Origin of the sequence: Paraburkholderia phenazinium, from assembly GCF_900141745.1 — a bacterium.
GTDB classification, from domain to species: Bacteria; Pseudomonadota; Gammaproteobacteria; order Burkholderiales; family Burkholderiaceae; genus Paraburkholderia; species Paraburkholderia phenazinium_B.
Genome location: NZ_FSRM01000002.1, coordinates 938,832 through 955,908, shown reverse-complemented (window position 1 = coordinate 955,908; position 17,077 = coordinate 938,832). Strand labels below are relative to the sequence as shown.

The 17,077-nt window shown below is 60.8% G+C and carries 17 protein-coding genes; 8 read left to right on the top strand and 9 right to left on the bottom strand.

The window, feature by feature from the left end:
• Window positions 1–5: 5 nt before the first annotated feature.
• The 3 genes from BUS06_RS24360 to BUS06_RS24350 form a co-directional block, all read right to left on the bottom strand.
• A complete protein-coding gene (locus tag BUS06_RS24360) occupies window positions 6–1,457 on the bottom strand; it encodes a glycosyltransferase family 2 protein (protein ID WP_074266982.1) in 1,452 nt (483 codons plus the stop codon).
• Between the two features lie 80 nt (window positions 1,458–1,537).
• Complete coding sequence (locus BUS06_RS24355) at window positions 1,538–2,140, bottom strand: cytochrome b (RefSeq protein WP_074266981.1); 603 nt, start codon at window positions 2,138–2,140, stop codon at window positions 1,538–1,540.
• Window positions 2,141–2,313: 173 nt separating this feature from the next.
• Window positions 2,314–2,520 carry a hypothetical protein gene (locus BUS06_RS24350; protein WP_074266980.1) on the bottom strand — a complete coding sequence of 69 codons (207 nt, stop codon included), beginning with the start codon at window positions 2,518–2,520 and terminating at the stop codon, window positions 2,314–2,316.
• Between the two features lie 27 nt (window positions 2,521–2,547).
• Here BUS06_RS24350 and BUS06_RS24345 point away from each other — a divergent pair, with 27 nt between their 5' ends.
• From BUS06_RS24345 to BUS06_RS24330, 4 genes are all read left to right on the top strand, one after another.
• Window positions 2,548–2,928 carry a DUF2946 domain-containing protein gene (locus BUS06_RS24345; RefSeq protein WP_074266979.1) on the top strand — a complete coding sequence of 127 codons (381 nt, stop codon included), beginning with the start codon at window positions 2,548–2,550 and terminating at the stop codon, window positions 2,926–2,928.
• A gap of 104 nt (window positions 2,929–3,032) precedes the next feature.
• The gene (locus BUS06_RS24340; RefSeq protein ID WP_074266978.1) at window positions 3,033–3,959 is read left to right on the top strand and encodes a transporter; all 927 of its coding nucleotides are present in this window, start codon (window positions 3,033–3,035) and stop codon (window positions 3,957–3,959) included.
• On the top strand, window positions 3,960–4,337 hold the full coding sequence (locus BUS06_RS24335) for a copper resistance CopC family protein (protein ID WP_074266977.1): 378 nt from the start codon (window positions 3,960–3,962) through the stop codon (window positions 4,335–4,337).
• 2 nt (window positions 4,338–4,339) lie between these two features.
• Window positions 4,340–5,275: a copper resistance D family protein gene (locus BUS06_RS24330; RefSeq protein WP_074266976.1), complete on the top strand. Its 936-nt coding sequence runs from the start codon at window positions 4,340–4,342 to the stop codon at window positions 5,273–5,275.
• Between the two features lie 68 nt (window positions 5,276–5,343).
• On the opposite strand, the gene BUS06_RS24325 is transcribed toward BUS06_RS24330, so the two are convergent.
• Entirely contained in the window at window positions 5,344–6,135 is a 792-nt protein-coding gene (locus BUS06_RS24325) for a class I SAM-dependent methyltransferase (protein ID WP_074266975.1), read from the bottom strand.
• A 315-nt stretch (window positions 6,136–6,450) separates the two neighbouring features.
• On the opposite strand from BUS06_RS24325, the gene BUS06_RS24320 reads away from it, so the two are divergent.
• Entirely contained in the window at window positions 6,451–8,604 is a 2,154-nt protein-coding gene (locus tag BUS06_RS24320; protein ID WP_143787648.1) for a S8 family serine peptidase, read from the top strand.
• A 104-nt stretch (window positions 8,605–8,708) separates the two neighbouring features.
• Entirely contained in the window at window positions 8,709–10,043 is a 1,335-nt protein-coding gene (locus BUS06_RS24315) for a glycosyltransferase family protein (RefSeq protein WP_074266973.1), read from the top strand.
• Between the two features lie 56 nt (window positions 10,044–10,099).
• Here the strand turns inward: BUS06_RS24315 and BUS06_RS24310 are convergent, their stop codons facing one another.
• Entirely contained in the window at window positions 10,100–11,152 is a 1,053-nt protein-coding gene (locus BUS06_RS24310) for a hypothetical protein (protein WP_074266972.1), read from the bottom strand.
• A gap of 26 nt (window positions 11,153–11,178) precedes the next feature.
• The gene (locus BUS06_RS24305; protein WP_438803566.1) at window positions 11,179–12,516 is read right to left on the bottom strand and encodes an MFS transporter; all 1,338 of its coding nucleotides are present in this window, start codon (window positions 12,514–12,516) and stop codon (window positions 11,179–11,181) included.
• A gap of 175 nt (window positions 12,517–12,691) precedes the next feature.
• On the opposite strand from BUS06_RS24305, the gene BUS06_RS24300 reads away from it, so the two are divergent.
• A complete protein-coding gene (locus BUS06_RS24300) occupies window positions 12,692–13,615 on the top strand; it encodes a LysR family transcriptional regulator (protein ID WP_074266970.1) in 924 nt (307 codons plus the stop codon).
• A 40-nt stretch (window positions 13,616–13,655) separates the two neighbouring features.
• Here the strand turns inward: BUS06_RS24300 and BUS06_RS24295 are convergent, their stop codons facing one another.
• The 3 genes from BUS06_RS24295 to BUS06_RS24285 all read right to left on the bottom strand — a co-directional run bounded on the left by BUS06_RS24295 (window position 13,656) and on the right by BUS06_RS24285 (window position 16,337).
• Window positions 13,656–14,768, bottom strand: coding sequence for an SAM-dependent methyltransferase (locus BUS06_RS24295; protein WP_074266969.1), 1,113 nt, complete (start codon window positions 14,766–14,768; stop codon window positions 13,656–13,658).
• An 86-nt stretch (window positions 14,769–14,854) separates the two neighbouring features.
• On the bottom strand, window positions 14,855–15,643 hold the full coding sequence (locus BUS06_RS24290; RefSeq protein WP_074266968.1) for a DUF1295 domain-containing protein: 789 nt from the start codon (window positions 15,641–15,643) through the stop codon (window positions 14,855–14,857).
• 97 nt (window positions 15,644–15,740) lie between these two features.
• Entirely contained in the window at window positions 15,741–16,337 is a 597-nt protein-coding gene (locus BUS06_RS24285; protein ID WP_074266967.1) for a lipocalin family protein, read from the bottom strand.
• Window positions 16,338–16,478: 141 nt separating this feature from the next.
• Here BUS06_RS24285 and BUS06_RS24280 point away from each other — a divergent pair, with 141 nt between their 5' ends.
• Window positions 16,479–17,069, top strand: coding sequence for a DUF2878 domain-containing protein (locus BUS06_RS24280; RefSeq protein ID WP_074266966.1), 591 nt, complete (start codon window positions 16,479–16,481; stop codon window positions 17,067–17,069).
• Window positions 17,070–17,077: the final 8 nt, after the last annotated feature.

The following is a 17,077-nucleotide window of genomic DNA, read 5'->3' as shown; positions in this document are numbered from 1 at the left end:
TGCCGTCAACTTTCGTCGGGTGCGACCAGTCCTGAGCGCCGCTGCACGCCCCAGACGCGGCCACCACGTAAAAAATGCAGCCATCCCAGCAGGGCGCCAGTGTGGCGGAGCAACTGGAATGTGAAGGGCTCGACTATTGCGGCGACCAGCGCCAATCCCACGCTAGAGCCGACGCGCTGACCCGTCCAGCGGCGGTACAGATCGATGGACCAGACGTAGAAAGCCAGGTCGATGGCGATTTTCGCGCCGATCACGCCAAAAATCGACAGCACCAGCGTCCCATGGCCGCCGACGAGGAAAGCGAGCAGCAACACGAAGGCCGTCAACCCGTAGATGGGCTGCATCGTGTCAATCGCCTTGACCGGCAGCATCAGCATGCCGAGGGTGCCGTAGCGCGGGTTGCCCGTCATATCGCGATTCCAGTACTGCGTCTGCAGGAAGCCCGCAAACCAGCGGCGCCGCTGCCGCAGGAAACTGCCGAGCGTTCCGGGCGCGTCGGTTCGCCCTTGTGCATCGCCGACCACGCGCACATCCCAGCCGAGCCCGTGATCGACCGAATAGCGGCGCAGCCGATGGATCAGTTCGTAGTCCTCCACCAGACATTGCGGGTCGAAGCCGCCGACCTCGACCAGCGCCTCGCGCTTGAACGAGGCAAACGCGCCGGAGATCAGCAGCAGGCTGTCGGCACGCATCCACGCAAAGCGGGCAATGAAGTTGCGCATGTACTCGTAGGTCTGGAACCACTGGAACACGCGGCCGGAAAAGGACTTGCCGCAGACCGGCACGAGGATGCCCGCTGCCGCCACCAGCTTCGGTTCGCTCGCGAAGGCCGCCCGCATGGCGTAAGTGGCGTCGTCGTCGAGCAGCGTGTCGGCGTCGACGGTCATGACCGTGTCGGTGGTCATCTCGGTGATGGCGGCGTTCAGTGCCCGCGCCTTGCCGCCGTGCGGCACGCGCAGCCAGTACAGGTTCGGATGCAGCGAGCTCGGCGCGCTCAGGTGGCCATCAGGCGCCGCCGTCAGGCCGAAGCGTCCGGTCAGGAGCGCGGCGGTGCCGTCGGTCGAGCCGTCGTCGGCAATCACGATCTGCTCCGGGCCGTGCGTTTGCCGCAGCAACGCAGCCAGCGTGATGGGCAGCACCGCTGCCTCGTTATGCGAGGCGACGATCACGCCCATGCTGGGCAAACTGCGTCGATCCGAAGCCGGATCGAGCGGTGCCAACGGCCGCATGAGCGGTAGCGTCTTGACTGCGACGAATACGAGCAGAAGGGTGTCGTAAAGCACGTACGCAATCCCCGTCGACCATGCCACCACGCCCTGCAGAAAGAACGCCCGCGCGAACAGCAGCAGCCACAGCGCCACGACACTGAGATGGATCACCGTGCTCAACAACGTGGCCGGGCGAGGCACGATACGAGGCGACGCGAGCGCCAAAGCTTGTTCCAGAGTTCTCTTCAAAATAGCGGCTGAATCTGTCGGTACTGCGTGGTTGAATGGTTGAGCTTGTGGGTCAGAGTCGTTTGGAGAAGACGCGTTCCTCAAGGGATCATGCGCTTTAGCACGGACTTGCGATCGATCCACTCATGCTTGAGCGCACCGCCTACGTGCATCGCCAGCAGGGCGTAAAGCGCGTAGCCGAGCCACGTATGCAGCGCGCCGAAGCGGTCGTGCAGCGTTTCCTTGAGCGTCGGATCGAGGTTCATCACGTAGCCGATCCGCGGCCACGGAAACAGGTTGAACAAACGCATCGGATGCGTCGCGGCGTCCTTCCATGCCGAGTCGTGCAGCCAGCCAGACAGCGGCAGGCCGATCATCAACAGGTAAAGCAGAAAGTGCGCGACATGAGCGGCGATCCGCTCCCATGCGGGAAACACGGCCGGCAACGCCGGCGGCTTGTGCGAGACGCGCCACAGAATGCGCAGCAGCACGAGGCCGAGCACGGTAATGCCGATCGACTTATGCGTGTCGACCACCGGACGCACCCAGTCGTCGGGCAGCGAATCGGCGCTCAACCCCAACACCACATTGCAGATAATCAGGATCGCGATGATCCAGTGCAGGGCCATTGCCGTGCGGGTGTAGTGAGAGACCGCCTGCACGCTGCTGGCGTCGGTTAGCGGAGAGTTTGCCTGAGTGCTCATCGGTAATTCCGTCCGAAAGGTGCGCTTATGCGAAAGCTTTTTGAAATTTAAATGGCCGTGAACCGGGCAAAAGCGCCGACGCCTGAATGCAACGTCATCGCAGCTAATAGTGCTAACGTCGCCGCGCGGCGATTTATTCCCAGAATGCCCTTATAGGCAGATTTCTGCTCGTTTCAACGGCGCTGCGCCGCTTCCCGAATCAGACGAACCGTGGTGAAAATCGCAATCTTCCTACGAAATTGCATCAGGCGTGCGGCAGCCACACATCTCGCGTGCGACGCATTGCCGCCAGCTGCCAATATGCGCAGAGTAAAGATGCCGGGCATGTGGTTTACACATAGGTTCGCGGCCGCCTGCATGGCATAATCTGCGCCAATCATCGCCCCTTCTCATGCTCGACGCACAGCATGCTTCGCCTCCGCCTTCAGAAAATCGGCAGTTTGTTGGGATTGCTTGCAATCCTGATGAGCACGCTTGCGCCGACAGTTTCGCAGGCGCTCGCGGCACACGACAGACTTGGCCAGGCGCTGGCCACTTACTGCTCGGCGGACCCGGATAACAGCCAGGTCGAGAAGACGGACAAGTCGTCGCCTTCGCCTACCTGGCATTGGCAGGCCTGTGCGTATTGCGGCATGCTGGCCCACGTGCCGGTGCTGCCCGGCACGGCTACGGTGTTCGTGGCCGAACTATCGGTTGCGCGCGCATCGGTTCCCGTCACGCGCGACGCCGTCCACGTCCCCCTCTTTTATACCGCGGCCCAGCCGCGCGCGCCTCCCGTTCTCTCCTGACGTGTTCTGTACCTGAACCGCATCCGCGCTGCGCAAGCAGTCGCGGGATGTCGCCGCACAACCACGCGGCGCAGCATCAAGACAATTAGGAGAAGAATTAGATCATGCGTACGTTTTTCAAACGACACGCGGCGCCGGCACGCGCCGCTTTGATGGCGGCTGCGGGCGCCACCTGCCTCGCCGGTTCACCGGCGGCTTCTGCTCACGCAGTAGTGGGTGACCGCGTCTTTCCCGCCACGCTGACCGTGGACGACCCCGGCGTCGGGGATGAATTCGACACCCAGTTCGGTCACATCAAGAGTCCGGACGACAACGGTGACAACATGAACGTCAATACGGTCTCGTATGAATGGGACAAGCTGATCACGAAGAACCTGGCCTTCAGCGTTTCGAGCGATTACGTCAGCCAGAACGACCCGAACGGCGGCTCGACGAAGGGTTGGGACAACGTGACCATAGGCGCGAAATATCTGCTCTACGCGAACGCGCGGCATGAATTCATGGCGTCGATCGGGCTTGAGGCGGAGATCGGCGGCACGGGCTCCAGGTCGGTTGGGAACTCGTTTTCGACGTTCACGCCGGACTTTTACTTCGGCAAGGGCTTCGGCGATCTGCCCACCTCGCTCAGCTATCTGCGGCCGTTCGCGATCACCGGCGAACTCGGACCGAACCTCACCACGGCGTCGTCCGCCAACGGGCCGAATTCATTCGGCTGGGGCTTCACGCTGCAATACAGCATTCCGTATCTGCAAAGCCAGGTGAAGGATCTCGGCATTCCGCAGCCTTTCAAGAACATGGTGCTCGTCGTCGAAGCGCCGATGAGCACTTGTACGGCGGGCGCTTGTGCCGGTCAAACCACCGGCACCATCAACCCGGGCTTTCTCTGGCTTAACCGCTACGGCCAGTTCGGCATCGAAGCGCAGATTCCGGTCAATCACCTGACCGGCAATTACGTGGGCGTGCTGTTCGATGCGCACCTGTACTTCGACGACATTTTCCCTAACTCTCTTGGCAAGCCGCTCTTCAACTAAATGAAAAACACTCTGCTGAACTCATCTCTGGCGCGTGGCCTCGTTGCCGCGCTGACGCTGACGGTCGCACAGCTCGCGCACGCTCATGCATACCCGACTCACCAGGCGCCGTCCGCCGGGTCCACCGTGACCACCTCGCAAAAGGACGTGGCGATCGATTTCGACGATGGCCTCGAACCGGCCTTCAGCGCGATCACCGTGACCGATGCGCAGGGCAAGCCCGTGACAAGCGCGAAGGCCGTGGTCGATCCGGCGAACAAGAAGCATATGTCGGTCGCGCTGAACCCGCTCACGCCGGGTGACTACACGGTCGCGTGGGTGGCGGTCGCGGAAGATGGCCACCGTACGCAGGGCCACTACACCTTCACGGTGAAGTAACGGTGGATCCGCTCGTCGTCGTACAGATCGTCGTCGAAGCTGCGCAAGACGTGCTGTTCGCGGTGGCGGTCGGGGCGCTCGTATGCAGTGCGATGCTGGCGCGGGTGGATGACACCCGCGCCATGGCGTCTGCTACCGGGCTGGGACGCTCGCGGTTGGCTGCACTCTGCGCACTCTCGCTCGCCTGCGTGCTGTACCTGTGGCTGGAGGCTGCTGTGATGAGCGGTACGCCGTTGCGTGAGGCTGGTCCCGTGATGGGCGCGGTGCTGACGCAATCGCACTTCGGGATTGCGTGGTCGGTGGGTTTTGCCGGCGTGGTGCTCGCATGTTTCGGCAGCGCGCGTCATAGCCATGCAGCGTGGTGGCTAACGGCAGCGGGTATGGTCGTCTATGTGGCGGGGAAAGCTGCAGCCAGTCACGCCGCGGACGCAGGCGATTTCACCCCGCGCGAAGCCGTGCATGTGCTGCATCTCGCGGCGACTGCGTTGTGGGCAGGTAGTGTGATTGTCGCGGCGCCGCTGTTGTGGTGTGGAGGTGCCGAAGCGGCGACAGCGGTGGCGGATGTCGCGCCTGGCAACCGCGTGAAGTTCCGCACGTACCTGTCGCATCTGGCAACCGGCGCGCTCGCAGCTGTGATCGTGACTGGCATCTATAACGCTACGCAGGACACGGCGCATCTGACTACGCCGTTGCTCGACGTGGTGTACGGACGCGTGCTGACTCTCAAGCTGATACTCGTCACGTTGGCGGTATTGCTCGGTGCCTATAACCGGATGATCCACCTACCGCGCTTGCAACACACGGTGACCGGTGCTGGACAAGCCTATCGCAATGCGCAGCGCAGCTTCGACCGGCTGCTGGCCGTCGAAGCCGTCGCAATGGTGGCGATCTTGATCGTGGCAGGCGTACTGGGCCACACGTCGCCCTCGGGCGGCTAGACCATGGTTTGCGGATGCGCTAGCGCTTCGATGGCGCGCTGGTGCATCCGTCCCTCCTCTACGCAAACTTAACGACGCGCAATCAGCGCGATCGATTCCACTCGCTCATCAAGCCAGCCCTCCGCGGCGTGCGGTTCAAGCAGAGATCGCAAACGCGTCACCAGTTCGTCGAGCCGCGCACCGAGGCGCTCCGATGACAGGCTCGACATCGACAACGCTCGCGCAATCAGAGACTCTAGCGCGACGCGACGCTTCTCGATGAACGACATGCGTTCGAGCGAAGCAAACGCCGACTTGAACAAGACGGATTCGTGACTCTCCCAGCTATCGGACTTGCGCTGCTCGCGCGCCGGATCGGTTTGCGCGTATTCGTCGAGCAACGCGCGGTAAGCGGCGAGCCATGGCGTCGACGCGTCGTTCGCGTGCGAGGTGCCGAAGAGCACCACGGCGGCCGATGGGTCGAGCAGCTTGTCCAGACGCGCAAGCGTATCGGGCCGGTCCATCCAGTGAAAAGCGCGGCCGATGACGGCGATCTGAAAACGGCCCCACTCTGGCGAGAGATCGTAGGAACTGCCCAACCGGTATTCGATGTTTGGGGCAACGCCGAGTCCGAGTCCTGAGGCGATGCGCAGCATTTCGGGTTCAGGATCGAGCGCCACGCCCGAGTCCACCCATGATGAAAATGCCAGCGAGAGTTGCCCCGGTCCGCAGCCGAGGTCGAGCAAGCGTTGCGTGCCGTCGAGCTTGCAGGCTTCGGCCACGCGGCGGATCAGGCGCGGTGAGTAGGCGGGGCGGCCGCTCAGGTAGTGAGCGGCGTTGTTCTTGAAGCGGTCGGGTATGAAGGGGATGGGTGTGGTCATGGGCGGGTTGGTGAAATCATATGAGATTGGGCCGTGGGCATCGCGCAGTTTACAAAGTATGCCGTCGAGCGGTGTTTACTGTTGGGTCGATCCTCGGCAGCGCTGCAGCAAGAGCGCATGTTTTGGCCAAATCCCTAGTTTAGCTGTACAGCTAAACTAGGGATTTCTCTTACACCATATGCAGCGAATCGCGAATCGCGCGACCTTTCCTGACATGACCGAAAAATTATCTCTCAACTAAAGCAGCGGCGTCTGCTAGTTCCCCGGTTTGTGAGGGCTTAGTCTTTCATCTTGGACTCTTACACGTGTTTCTTCGTGTTGGTATTCATTAGAACGACTTATCAAAAACTGGGGGGAGATTTGAAGATGCAGGAATACGGGTCAAAAATCAGACGGATTTGCATTCAACATACAATCGGTAAAACAGGTTACATCTGGTCCAGATTATCCACGCAGCGAATCATCGCCAGTGCGGTTGGTGTTGCGCTAACGACGGCATTAGCCGCATGCGGCGGAAGTAACAGCAGCACCACAAGTTCGCAAGCCGCGCCGACTACTCAGGAAATAGCGGAAGTGGCCGCTGCGAAAAGCGCCGCCCATTCAACAAGTGTTCCGCTTGCAACGTCCCTGAAGATGAACGCGAGCAGTATTACTTCCAACGCGCAGATCAATCGTTTCATCGTCACTTATAAAAGCGGCACTGTTGAACGAGGATCGACGCAGGCGGTCCAGTCGAAACTTGACAAGCTTGCGAGCGCCTTTCCCGCGAAAGCGCACCATTTGCGCCGCATGGGCATCGGCGCGGACTTGGTGATGACTGAGCGCAAACTAAATAGCAAGGAAGCGCTGGCATTCATGCGCGCGATCGCAACGGATCCAAATGTTGAATACGTCGAGCCGGATGTCGCAGTGCAAGGCGGTATGATCCCAAATGATCCGGACTTCGGTCGGCAATGGGCATTGAATAGTCAACCAGGTATCCGACCGGCTGGAGCATGGGACTTAACCGATGGGTCCGGTGCGATCATTGCGCTTGTGGACAATGGCGTTACGCATCACAGCGACCTGGACGCAAATTTACTGCCAGGCATGGACGTTCGAGCGGGCCATCAAGGTGGAAGCGGCTTCAATCCCGGAATCACGACAGAAACGTGTCATGTTGACTGGCACGGCACTACAGTTGCGGGCGTCCTCGCAGCGATAACCAACAATGGCAACGGTATCGCGGGAACTGCCGGGGGTGCGAAGATAGTGCCTGTTCGAGTACTCGACGCATGCGGTACCGGCTTCATCTCGGACGTTGCGGACGGAATTGTTTGGGCCGCCGGAGGGAGTCTCCCTGGAGTTCCTGACAACGCAAACCCAGCGAAAGTGGTGAATGTAAGCATCTTCGGCTTCGGCGCATGCGGCAGCGCAGTTCAACAGGCGATCAACGACGCGACGGCTCGTGGCGCTTCAATCGTCACCATTTCCGGCAACAGTGAGAACGATGCCGCGAAATATCAACCGGGCAATTGCAGGAACGTTATCACCGTCGGTAATGTCAGGGAGAATGACAGCCGCGGCGGTCTATCGAATTTTGGACCGTCAGTCGACATAGCTGCGCCAGGAACGGATATCTGGACTACGAGCAATGACGGCACCTCTGCACCAGGGCCGGAAACTTACGGCTATTTCGCGGGCACATCGTACGCAGCTCCATTTGTGTCCGGAGTCATCGCACTGGCCCAGTCGGTGACGCCAAAGCCCCTTACACCTTCGGAGATGCGCGCGCTGCTCATGCAGAATGTCCACCCGTTCGGGCCGGAATCACCTGATTTCCCGAGCGGCGCTGGCGTTCTCGACGCCACCGCAACCGTAACTGCTGCCAGATCGGGGAAGATTCCGGCGGCGGCGGATTTCACTTGCTCTCAGGGTCAAGCCGGTATGCTGGTGACGTGCACAGACCTATCAACCGCGCGAGGTGCGCCACTGACCTCCTGGGCCTGGAATTTGGGCTTTGGGGACCCGAGTGACATGGTTCGCGCACAGTCAGTGAACCCATACTACGACTATGAATATCCAGGCATTTACAACGTCACATTAGCCGTTACGGATAGCACCGGCGCTGTTAGCAGGGTGACGCGTCCGTTTCAGGTTGTTGCCCCAAACACCACTGGCCTGAGTCGCAATATACCGGTCAAGTTTTCGGCAAATGCCTACGTCATGCAATATTTCGCGCTGGCCGTTCCTGCTGGCGTGACGAGCCTGACGTTCACTCTTTCGCCCGGATCCTACAGTGATATTGGAACGCTGTTTCTTAGAGCCGGTTCGCCTACCACGCGAAATGCAGATTGTGAGTCCGTCGCAGTAAGAGGCGGTGCAGCCACCTGCACGATCTCAAACCCACCAGCTGGGACCTACTACGGCACAGTGAACCCAAATACAAGTCTCACGGGCGCTACTATTCAAGCCACTTATACACAGTGATCCAGTAGCACGCGAAGTACGTCCGTGTGAGGACGGTATGAATTACACGGACACTCCTTCGCCTCAACCCGGGAACAACGGATTAATCTACACGGTCGCTGTCGATGCAAAAAATTTCAACTACGAATACCAGTGACGCAAGCTTGCAAAACGAACTAGGTCGAGTCACCACTCTAGTCAAAACGGGCCACGAAGCTGAAGTCGAAGACGCGGTCAAGCAATTGGGCAACCGCTACGGCAACGATGTCGAAGCCCTCACACTTCTTTCCAGCGCACTGAACCAGAACGACCGTTATGCCGATGGATTCAGACTCGCCAAACAGGGGTTATCCATTGACCCCGGCAACCATTTTCTGCACTACAACGCGGCCAGGGTGTTGTGGATGTGCGGACTGCCCAGAGAATGTCTTCCGTATGCCATGGAAGCGGCTCGCCTTTGGCCTGATAACGCGGGAACGTGTGTGCAGTACTTCCTCTCATGCGTCCAGCTTGCCCTTGGTGATTTCAAAGAAGGCTGGAAGCGACATAAAATTTTCTATACGTATCCGTCGATAAGCAGCCAATTGTTCCGTCCGGATTTTCCTGAGTGGAATGGCGAGCCGCTAGTGGGTTGCGAATTTTTGTACGTACTCCATCAAGGATATGGCGACCAGATCCAGTTCCTTAGATTCGCGAAATGGCTACACCAACAAGGTGCGACGGTCGATGTACTCGTCGATCCACCACTAGCCGGAATTGCTGCTGGCATGGCGGGCGTGCGAACCGTCTATTCCTATCCCGCCGTACCAGGCGGCTCGTATGCATACTGGTCTTATATGATGAAGATACCGGCATACATGGAGTTGGAGGTATCAATGCTCCCGCTTGCAATGCCGTATCTCACGACAACACATGAGCGACGCGAACATTGGCGCGCATACGTCGAGTCGACCGCTCCGCGCCAGGAAAATGCGAAATCCAGACGCGTCGGCTTCGTCTGGAAAGGTAGTCCTAACACGGCCAATGATCGCTTCCGGTCTATTCGGCTGCACGCGCTGGGGCCATTGTTTGAATTACCCTCAATAACGTGGTTCTCTGTCCAAAAGGACGACACTGAGGCGGAACGCAAATCGTTGACCGACAATTTCGACGTGCACACCTTGGGGCCAATGATTGAGGACTTTACCGACACGCTCGCCATACTCGAGACATTGGATCTGGTTATCACTGTAGATTCGTCCGTTGCGCATCTTGCCGGCGCCGCAGGCCTGCCGGTATGGGTGCTTCTGCCCGGCTATTCTGAGTGGCGGTGGCTCGCCGACCGCACGGATAGCCCTTGGTATCCATCCATGCGCCTATTCCGTCAACGCCAGTTAGGGCAGTGGGATCCAGTTACCGAAGAGGTGCGAGACGCGTTACGGGAATGGCTGGACGAGCCGGTAGATTCGCATTGGAGGTAGCGGGGTGCGCCACACGCAGTACGGATTGCGGCGTGCCAAGCCACACCGCAACGCGCTCACTCGGCCGCACCGTCCTCGGTCGAAGGCCCTTGCCTCTCCCCCATCCCATCCGCACGCGCCTTCGCATCGAACAACGCCAGCAACCCCTCAGCCGAATTGAACATCCCCTGCCCGTTATGCCCGACACCCGGCACCTGCCAGCATCGATGCGCAAGCTGCGGATGCCGACGGCACAAGTAATCAAAGTAAGCCAGTCCACGCGCCAGCCGATGCGGCCCTTGTGCATTTGCCGCGCACGAACGGTCGAGCGCTTGATGCTGCGGATCGCAGTCGCTCTCGCCGAGCAGATAGATCACATCGCTACGAGCGTAACGTTGCTCAAGCACATCAAACGACGCATCGCCGCTCGCGTAACGCGGAGGCTGATAAATGCCGTACTTCCACGTATCGACCCCGGCGCAAGCGCTCTCATCGGCAGGACTGAATCCGCCGTCACCATCCGGCCGAAGCTTGTCGAAATACACGTACGAAGACGGATTCGCAATCACATAGCGGCAATGAACGCCCTGCTCTTCAAGCAGCGCCGCCGCGCGTCCCACTACCGCATAACGATGCGCCACCTGTGCACCGCCCGAATGCCCCGCAATCACCACCTCCCGCAGCGAGGCAAATCGCGAGCGATCCGCCACCTCTTCGACGAGACTATCAAGCACATCGAACGAACTGATCGGCGCGGGACCTGCCGCGTCATCGCCACCCATCCAGCCGGTCCAGTCCCAGTGCAGCGTTTCCGGATCGAGACCATGAGCGACGATGTCGGCGCTCGCCAGAAACTGAGGCACGATCAGCAACGTGTCGCTAGCATCCACGTCAGCCGCAGCCAAGGCCCGTTGTGCGGACAACAGATACGCATCCGCATCACGCAACCGGCCATGTAGCACGATGACGACGCGACTCACTCGCGCGTCCGACGCCTCGTCTGCCGAGCGATAAACCGGCATCGTGCCGGAGCCACGCGCCGTCGTAACACGCAAGCGTGCGCCGGCCACCTCGCGCACTGGGTATTCATTGCGCGGTCGTACCCGTTCGCCGGGACCTGGAGACGTCATGTTCGAATCAAAGTGAAGGAATGAAATTATTCTTGCGGAACGGCATCGGGATCGCGCCACAAGTGTCTTCCGGACCGGCTCAAGCCCACCATCAACAGCGAGACGATCGCCGCAAAAATCAGGAAGTAGGCCGGCACCAGGTTCGAGCCAGTGAAGCTGATGAGTGTCGTCACGATCAACGGCGCGAGGCCGCCGAACAGCGTGACCGCAATGTTGTACGACAGCGCCACCCCGGTAGAACGCGTCGAGGTCGGAAAAAGTTGTGTCAACATCCCCGGATGCGGGCCCGACATGATGCTCAACACCAGCGTGGCGATCATCTGCGCGGTGAAGAGGCGCTCTGGCGTCGGCTGCGCGACCACCCACGCGAACAGCGGATACGCGATCAAGGCCCAGAGCACCACCACCGGGAAGAACACTCGCCATGCGCCGACACGGTCCGCGAGTTTGCCTGCCAGCGGATACGCAATGATGCTGATCAGACCAGACACGGCGGTACCCAGCAACGCGTTCTTCAACGGCAAATGCAGTTGGCGCTCGACATATAGCGGCAAAAACGAGTGCCACAGATAGTTGGTCGCCGCGCCGACGATGATCACGCCCATCGCACACATACATGCATCGCTACGCTCGCGCAGAAACTGGCGGATCGACTGACGCGGTGCATGGCCGAGCCGTTCGCGCATCTCGACGAATTCGGGTGACTCGGCCACCTTGTGCCGAATGTAAAAGCCGATCGGCCCGATCAGCGCGCCGAGCAGGAACGGCAGGCGCCAACCCCACGTTTCCAGCGACGCGCGGTCGAGATGCGTCGTCAGCAGATAGCCGCACGCCGACGACAGCAGCAACGCAAACGCCTGCGACGTCATCTGGAAACTGCCGTAAAACATCTTTTTGCCACGCGGCGCGTATTCCGACAACATCGCCGCTGCGGTGGCGAACTCGCCGCCCACCGACAGACCTTGCAGCACGCGCGATAGCAGCACCAGCAGCGGCGCGGCAATGCCGATGCTGCTGTAACCCGGTGTCAGGCCCATCAGCAGCGTGCTGGCAGCCATCAGCAGAATCAGCAGCGATAAGGTACGGCGGCGTCCCACCCGGTCGGCGTACGCGCCCAACACGATGCCGCCAATCGGCCTCACGATGAAGCCGATCGCAAAGGTCGCCAGCGTCAGCACCGTGGACAGCAGCACGTTGCCCACCGGAAAGAACACATGCGCGATGGTCTTGGCGAAATAACCGTAGATCAGAAAATCGAACCACTCGAGACCGTTGCCGATCACCGAGGCGATCACGGCACGCCGCACCTGCGCGGCCGCCGGTACGGCGGCTGGTCGGGCGGGGGTCGCCGCGCCGGAAAGCATCGAGTCCATGGGTCTCCTGAGACGTATATGTGTCGACCAGAGTTGGCTCTTTGGTGCTTACTCTGGTCCGTGCAATGTAGTTGCGCTTATGCCTCAAGCGTACGGAGTATCGCGGTAAATGTAAAATACCAATCAAATACCCCTGCCATACGTTTCACATATATGAGGCATTGCGATGGAATTGCGGCATCTGCGTTACTTCCTGGCGGTGGCCGACGAGCGGCAATTCACTCGTGCTGCCGCCAAACTGCATATCCAGCAACCGCCGCTGTCGCAGCAGATTCAGGCGCTCGAAAGTGAAATCGGCTTTCCGCTGTTCACGCGGGTAGCACGCGGCGTCGAACTGACCTCGGCGGGTGCGTCCTTCGCCGACGATGCGCGCGCCCTGCTGCAGGCGCTGGATCAGGCTGTCGTCAAAGGCAAAGGCATCGCGGACGGCAGGATTGGTTCGGTGCGGATCGCCCTGACCAGCTCATCGGCATTTCACCCGTTGGCACCGGCTGCGATTCGCGCGTTCCGTGACGCCTGTCCGGACATCGCCATCGATCTCAACGAAATCAACGCGGCGGAAATTATCGAGCGGATGGTGAGCGGCCGCATCGACGCGGCCATCCTCCGCAAACCGAGCGACACGCCCGACGAGTTGCGCTTCGATCTGCTGCTCGAAGAAAGCATGGTGCTGGTGCTGCCGTTAGGACATCGCCTGCTGCAAGGACGCGCCAAGTCGGGCCGGATGCGTCCCGTCGCACTCGATTCGCTGGCTGATCAACCGTTTATTTTTGTGCGCCGACCCGGTGCGCGCGGCATGTATTCGGATTTCATCGACGCCTGCGAAGCAGCAGGCTTCACGCCGCGCGTCGCCAGCGAGGTGCCGCGCATGCTGAGCGCGATCAATCTCGTAGCAGCCGGTACGGGCGTGACGCTGGTGCCCGCGTCGATGCAGCGCTATCAGCAGGAGAGCGTGGTGTATTGCCCGATTGATAGCGACGCGGCCATCACGGCGCCGTTGCATCTGGTCACGCACCGCGATGCCGGCAATCCGGCGGCGGTGCGTTTCGCGCAGACGGTGATTGAATTTGCGCAGGCGCAGGAAGTTTAGACAACGCCTCGCCCACTGCGTCGCTAGTGCCTACCGCTGCTCAGCGCTTTTCGAAGCGATAGTGCCCGACGCCCCACTCGTTGCCGTTCGCATAGCCAAACAGCTCCGCTACAGCCATGTAGAACATGCGCCAGCGCTGCAGCCAGATAGCGGCATCGCGCGCGCCGTAGGTATCGACGAGCATGGGCATCACACGGTCTTTCGCGGCATCGAGCGCGGTCAGCCAGTGGTTTGCAGTGCGCTCATAATGCGTGCCGCTTACCCACCATTGCCGCTCCACGCGCAGATCGTCCTGGAAATTGAGCAGCAGATTCTCCGATGGCATCGTGCCGCCAGTGAAGAAGTATTTCGACATCCAGTCACTGCCATCCTCTACCTGGAAATGGTAGGCAAGCGTGCGGTGCACGAAAATATGCACGAACAGTTTCGCGGAGTCGCGCATCCAGCGCGCAATCTTGGCGAGTAGCAGTCCGTAATTCTTCATGTGCTCGAACATTTCGATCGACAATACGCGATCGAAACCGCCCGCCAGTTGCGCTTCGGAAAACTCGAAGTCAACGATATTGCCCGTGATGACCTTGAGGTTTGTCAGGCCGCGTTCCGCCGCGCGGCTTTCAATGAACAGACGCTGGCCGAGCGAGTTCGAGAGCGCGACGATCTGCGAATTCGGGTAACGCGCCGCGAGCCACAGCGACAGGGAACCCCATCCGCAGCCCAGATCGAGCACACGCTGACCATCGGTCAGTTCGGCGCGGGTTGCATAGAGTTCGAGCATTGCGGTTTCGGCCTGAGCGAGCGTCTCCTTACCCTCTGGATAGAGACAGCAAGAGTACTTCAGATGCGGGCCGAGATGCGCGTGAAAGAACGACGCGGGTACTTCGTAGTGCTGCGTGTTGGCGGCCTGGGTTTCGATGGCGATTGGACTCGTCCGCAGGTCATCGAGCAGACGGTTGAGCCGGCGTGCCCGCAACTCGCCGTCGTTGATGGCTTCGTCGCGCAGACGTTGGCCCATCAGTTGACGCATGCCAAGGCGGATCAGCGGATCGGGCAGCCAGCGGCGCTCGCAGCAACGGATCAGCCAGCCGTCATCGGGGGCTGCGGGAGCCGAAGCCGGCGGCTGCGGCAGGGCGGGGTCAAGGGTTGAGAGGCTCATATCGGCTGGCTCCTTTTGCGGTCACGACGTCGACGCGAACGGCGACTCGTCGGTCTTGTTGTGGTGTCATCGAATCCGTCACGCAGTTAGTCCCGCGGCGCGCGCCGCGGCGGCCATGGGATCAGCGCATTGGTCGTGCGCATGTACTCCGCGTAACCGGCGCGGGTTTTAGCGAGACTCGCCTCGAGCAAGGGAATCCCGGACAGCTTGAGTAACAGCCACGCCATCAGGATCGGCGGCAAAAGCGTCAGCCAGACCCACGGCGAGCCGATCGACAGCAGGATGTACGACACCCAGTGCACGCATTCAAAAAAGTAGTTCGGATGTCGCGAATAATTCCAGAGTCCAACGCGGCACACCTTGCCGTGGCTCGATGAATCGCTCTTGAAACGCCGAAGTTGCCGGTCCGCGATCGCCTCCCCCACAACCGAAGCGATCCACACCGCCACGGCCAGAATGAGCCAGACGGTCGACGGTTCGCTCGTGCGGTAAGCGGGCACCAGAAACGCCAGGGAAAGCAACATCGAGATCACGACCTGCAACTGGAAAAACCAGAACATCCGGCGCGGCGCGGCATCGCCCCATTCCTCGCGAAAGCGCCGGTAACGTGCATCTTCCGGCTGCCCGAAGTTGCGGCGCCATAGGTGTGTGCCGAGTCGCACACCCCACACGAGGCCGCCGAGCGCCGCGAGCACGCGGGTCGACGAATCACCCGTACCCAGCACGGCATACAAAACCGCGACTGCGCCGAGCGAATACGCCCAGACCGGATCGACCATGCCCGCGTTTTCCGACTTCAGCTGCCACGCCCAGACGGCGGAAAACACCAGCACAAGCCCGATCAATGCAATCACGGCGGCGACGACAGGCGGCATGACATCCTCATTCATTGGCAATGCAGATTTATACGCAGACAAATGCCCAGTGGATGCGGCTCCGCGTCCCGAGCACGCCGCATCCACGAAGGCAGTGCTAGTTCTTGTCGCCGGGCGACCAAAAGCCCGGCATACCAATCTGCTCCGGCCGCTGCGGCACACGCCTGAAACGCGAAGTGTCGTAGCCCATCTCGTCGAGCTTGGCCAGCATGGCGTGATAGGTCTCGTCGCTCATGTCCGGGTCGCGCGAAAAGATCCAGCCGAGGTTCTTGCCCGGATAACCGAGAATCGTGTAGCGGTAGTCGGGGTCGACATACAACGTGAGCTGCTTGAATCGCACCGGCCAGAACACCTGAACGCTCCATTCACCGCCGCCGCTACCGGGCACCGGCGTATCCAGGAACTGGTAGTGCTTGAGCGGGGCGTCGAAGCTGCCTTTGTGCGCGAGGTACGAATCGTCGATCTTCCCGTCGGGCCGCAACTTCCATTCCGCATAGGCGCCCACGAAGTTACGCTCGGCAAAATAGGGAATGTTGGCGATGATGTACCAGCGGCCCATATAGCGCGGCAGATCGACCGGCACGGTCTGAAGCGGCACACTGGCGCGCGGGTTGGGATTGGACGGCTCGCCGGAACAGCCGTTCAGCATGAACAGCAGAAAGACGGCGGCGGCAGCGCAGGCAAAGCGGCGCATGGTGACCTCGGGTGTCGTGGCGATATAGGTATTACGTTCGACGCGCTCCGCTGGATGCGCTTACCGCTCCCTCCCGTCTGAATCCAACCGGCGCCCTGCCACGTAAGCAGAGATATGAGACCACGTGGACGGTGCCATCGCATGTCATCTGGAGATCTTCACCGGGCCGCCAACGCTAACGCCGACGCCAGAACTCCGCGCGCTGGCGCGCCAAAGGCGTGGCTGTATTTCATCGTCTGTCAGGCCGGCTGGATGGTCTGCGTGATGAGCGCGGCGCACGGGCTGGCGTGGATCGGCGTGCTGTTCGTGATGGCCACGGTCGTCTGGCACGCCAGCCAGGTGCCCGCGCCTGCGCGGGAACTCAAGCTGGTGGCTGCGGCCGTGCTGATCGGGGTGGTCTGGGAAAGTGTCCTCGTCGCGACGGGGCTGCTCGTCTATCCGAACGGCGTGCTGATTCCCGGCACCGCGCCGTGGTGGCTCCTCGCGCTATGGGCTCTGTTCGCGGTCCAGTTCAACGTCGTGTTCGGCTGGCTGAAACATCGCCCGCTGCTGGCTGCCCTGTTGGGCGCGCTGGCCGGACCGCTGTCGTTTCGTGCCGGCGCAGCGCTGGGCGCGGTGCGCTTTCCCGACCCGATGCTTGCGTTCGCCGCGCTCGGGGCAGGATGGGCGGTGTTGATGCCGCTGATGCTGGGGCTAGCGCGGCGTTGGGATGGCGTGCACGTCGCGGATTGAACGACCGT

What these genes read in the sequence shown, in the direction of transcription:
- BUS06_RS24285 (WP_074266967.1), bottom strand. Translation starts at nt 16,337, where the DNA reads ATGCGCCGCTTTGCCTGCGCTGCCGCCGCCGTCTTTCTGCTGTTCATG.
- BUS06_RS24280 (WP_074266966.1), top strand. Translation starts at nt 16,479, where the DNA reads ATGTCATCTGGAGATCTTCACCGGGCCGCCAACGCTAACGCCGACGCC.
- BUS06_RS24350 (WP_074266980.1), bottom strand. Translation starts at nt 2,520, where the DNA reads ATGATTGGCGCAGATTATGCCATGCAGGCGGCCGCGAACCTATGTGTA.
- BUS06_RS24310 (WP_074266972.1), bottom strand. Translation starts at nt 11,152, where the DNA reads ATGACGTCTCCAGGTCCCGGCGAACGGGTACGACCGCGCAATGAATAC.
- BUS06_RS24325 (WP_074266975.1), bottom strand. Translation starts at nt 6,135, where the DNA reads ATGACCACACCCATCCCCTTCATACCCGACCGCTTCAAGAACAACGCC.
- BUS06_RS24340 (WP_074266978.1), top strand. Translation starts at nt 3,033, where the DNA reads ATGCGTACGTTTTTCAAACGACACGCGGCGCCGGCACGCGCCGCTTTG.
- BUS06_RS24305 (WP_438803566.1), bottom strand. Translation starts at nt 12,516, where the DNA reads ATGCTTTCCGGCGCGGCGACCCCCGCCCGACCAGCCGCCGTACCGGCG.
- BUS06_RS24315 (WP_074266973.1), top strand. Translation starts at nt 8,709, where the DNA reads ATGCAAAAAATTTCAACTACGAATACCAGTGACGCAAGCTTGCAAAAC.
- BUS06_RS24295 (WP_074266969.1), bottom strand. Translation starts at nt 14,768, where the DNA reads ATGAGCCTCTCAACCCTTGACCCCGCCCTGCCGCAGCCGCCGGCTTCG.
- BUS06_RS24300 (WP_074266970.1), top strand. Translation starts at nt 12,692, where the DNA reads ATGGAATTGCGGCATCTGCGTTACTTCCTGGCGGTGGCCGACGAGCGG.
- BUS06_RS24290 (WP_074266968.1), bottom strand. Translation starts at nt 15,643, where the DNA reads ATGCCGCCTGTCGTCGCCGCCGTGATTGCATTGATCGGGCTTGTGCTG.
- BUS06_RS24335 (WP_074266977.1), top strand. Translation starts at nt 3,960, where the DNA reads ATGAAAAACACTCTGCTGAACTCATCTCTGGCGCGTGGCCTCGTTGCC.
- BUS06_RS24345 (WP_074266979.1), top strand. Translation starts at nt 2,548, where the DNA reads ATGCTTCGCCTCCGCCTTCAGAAAATCGGCAGTTTGTTGGGATTGCTT.
- BUS06_RS24355 (WP_074266981.1), bottom strand. Translation starts at nt 2,140, where the DNA reads ATGAGCACTCAGGCAAACTCTCCGCTAACCGACGCCAGCAGCGTGCAG.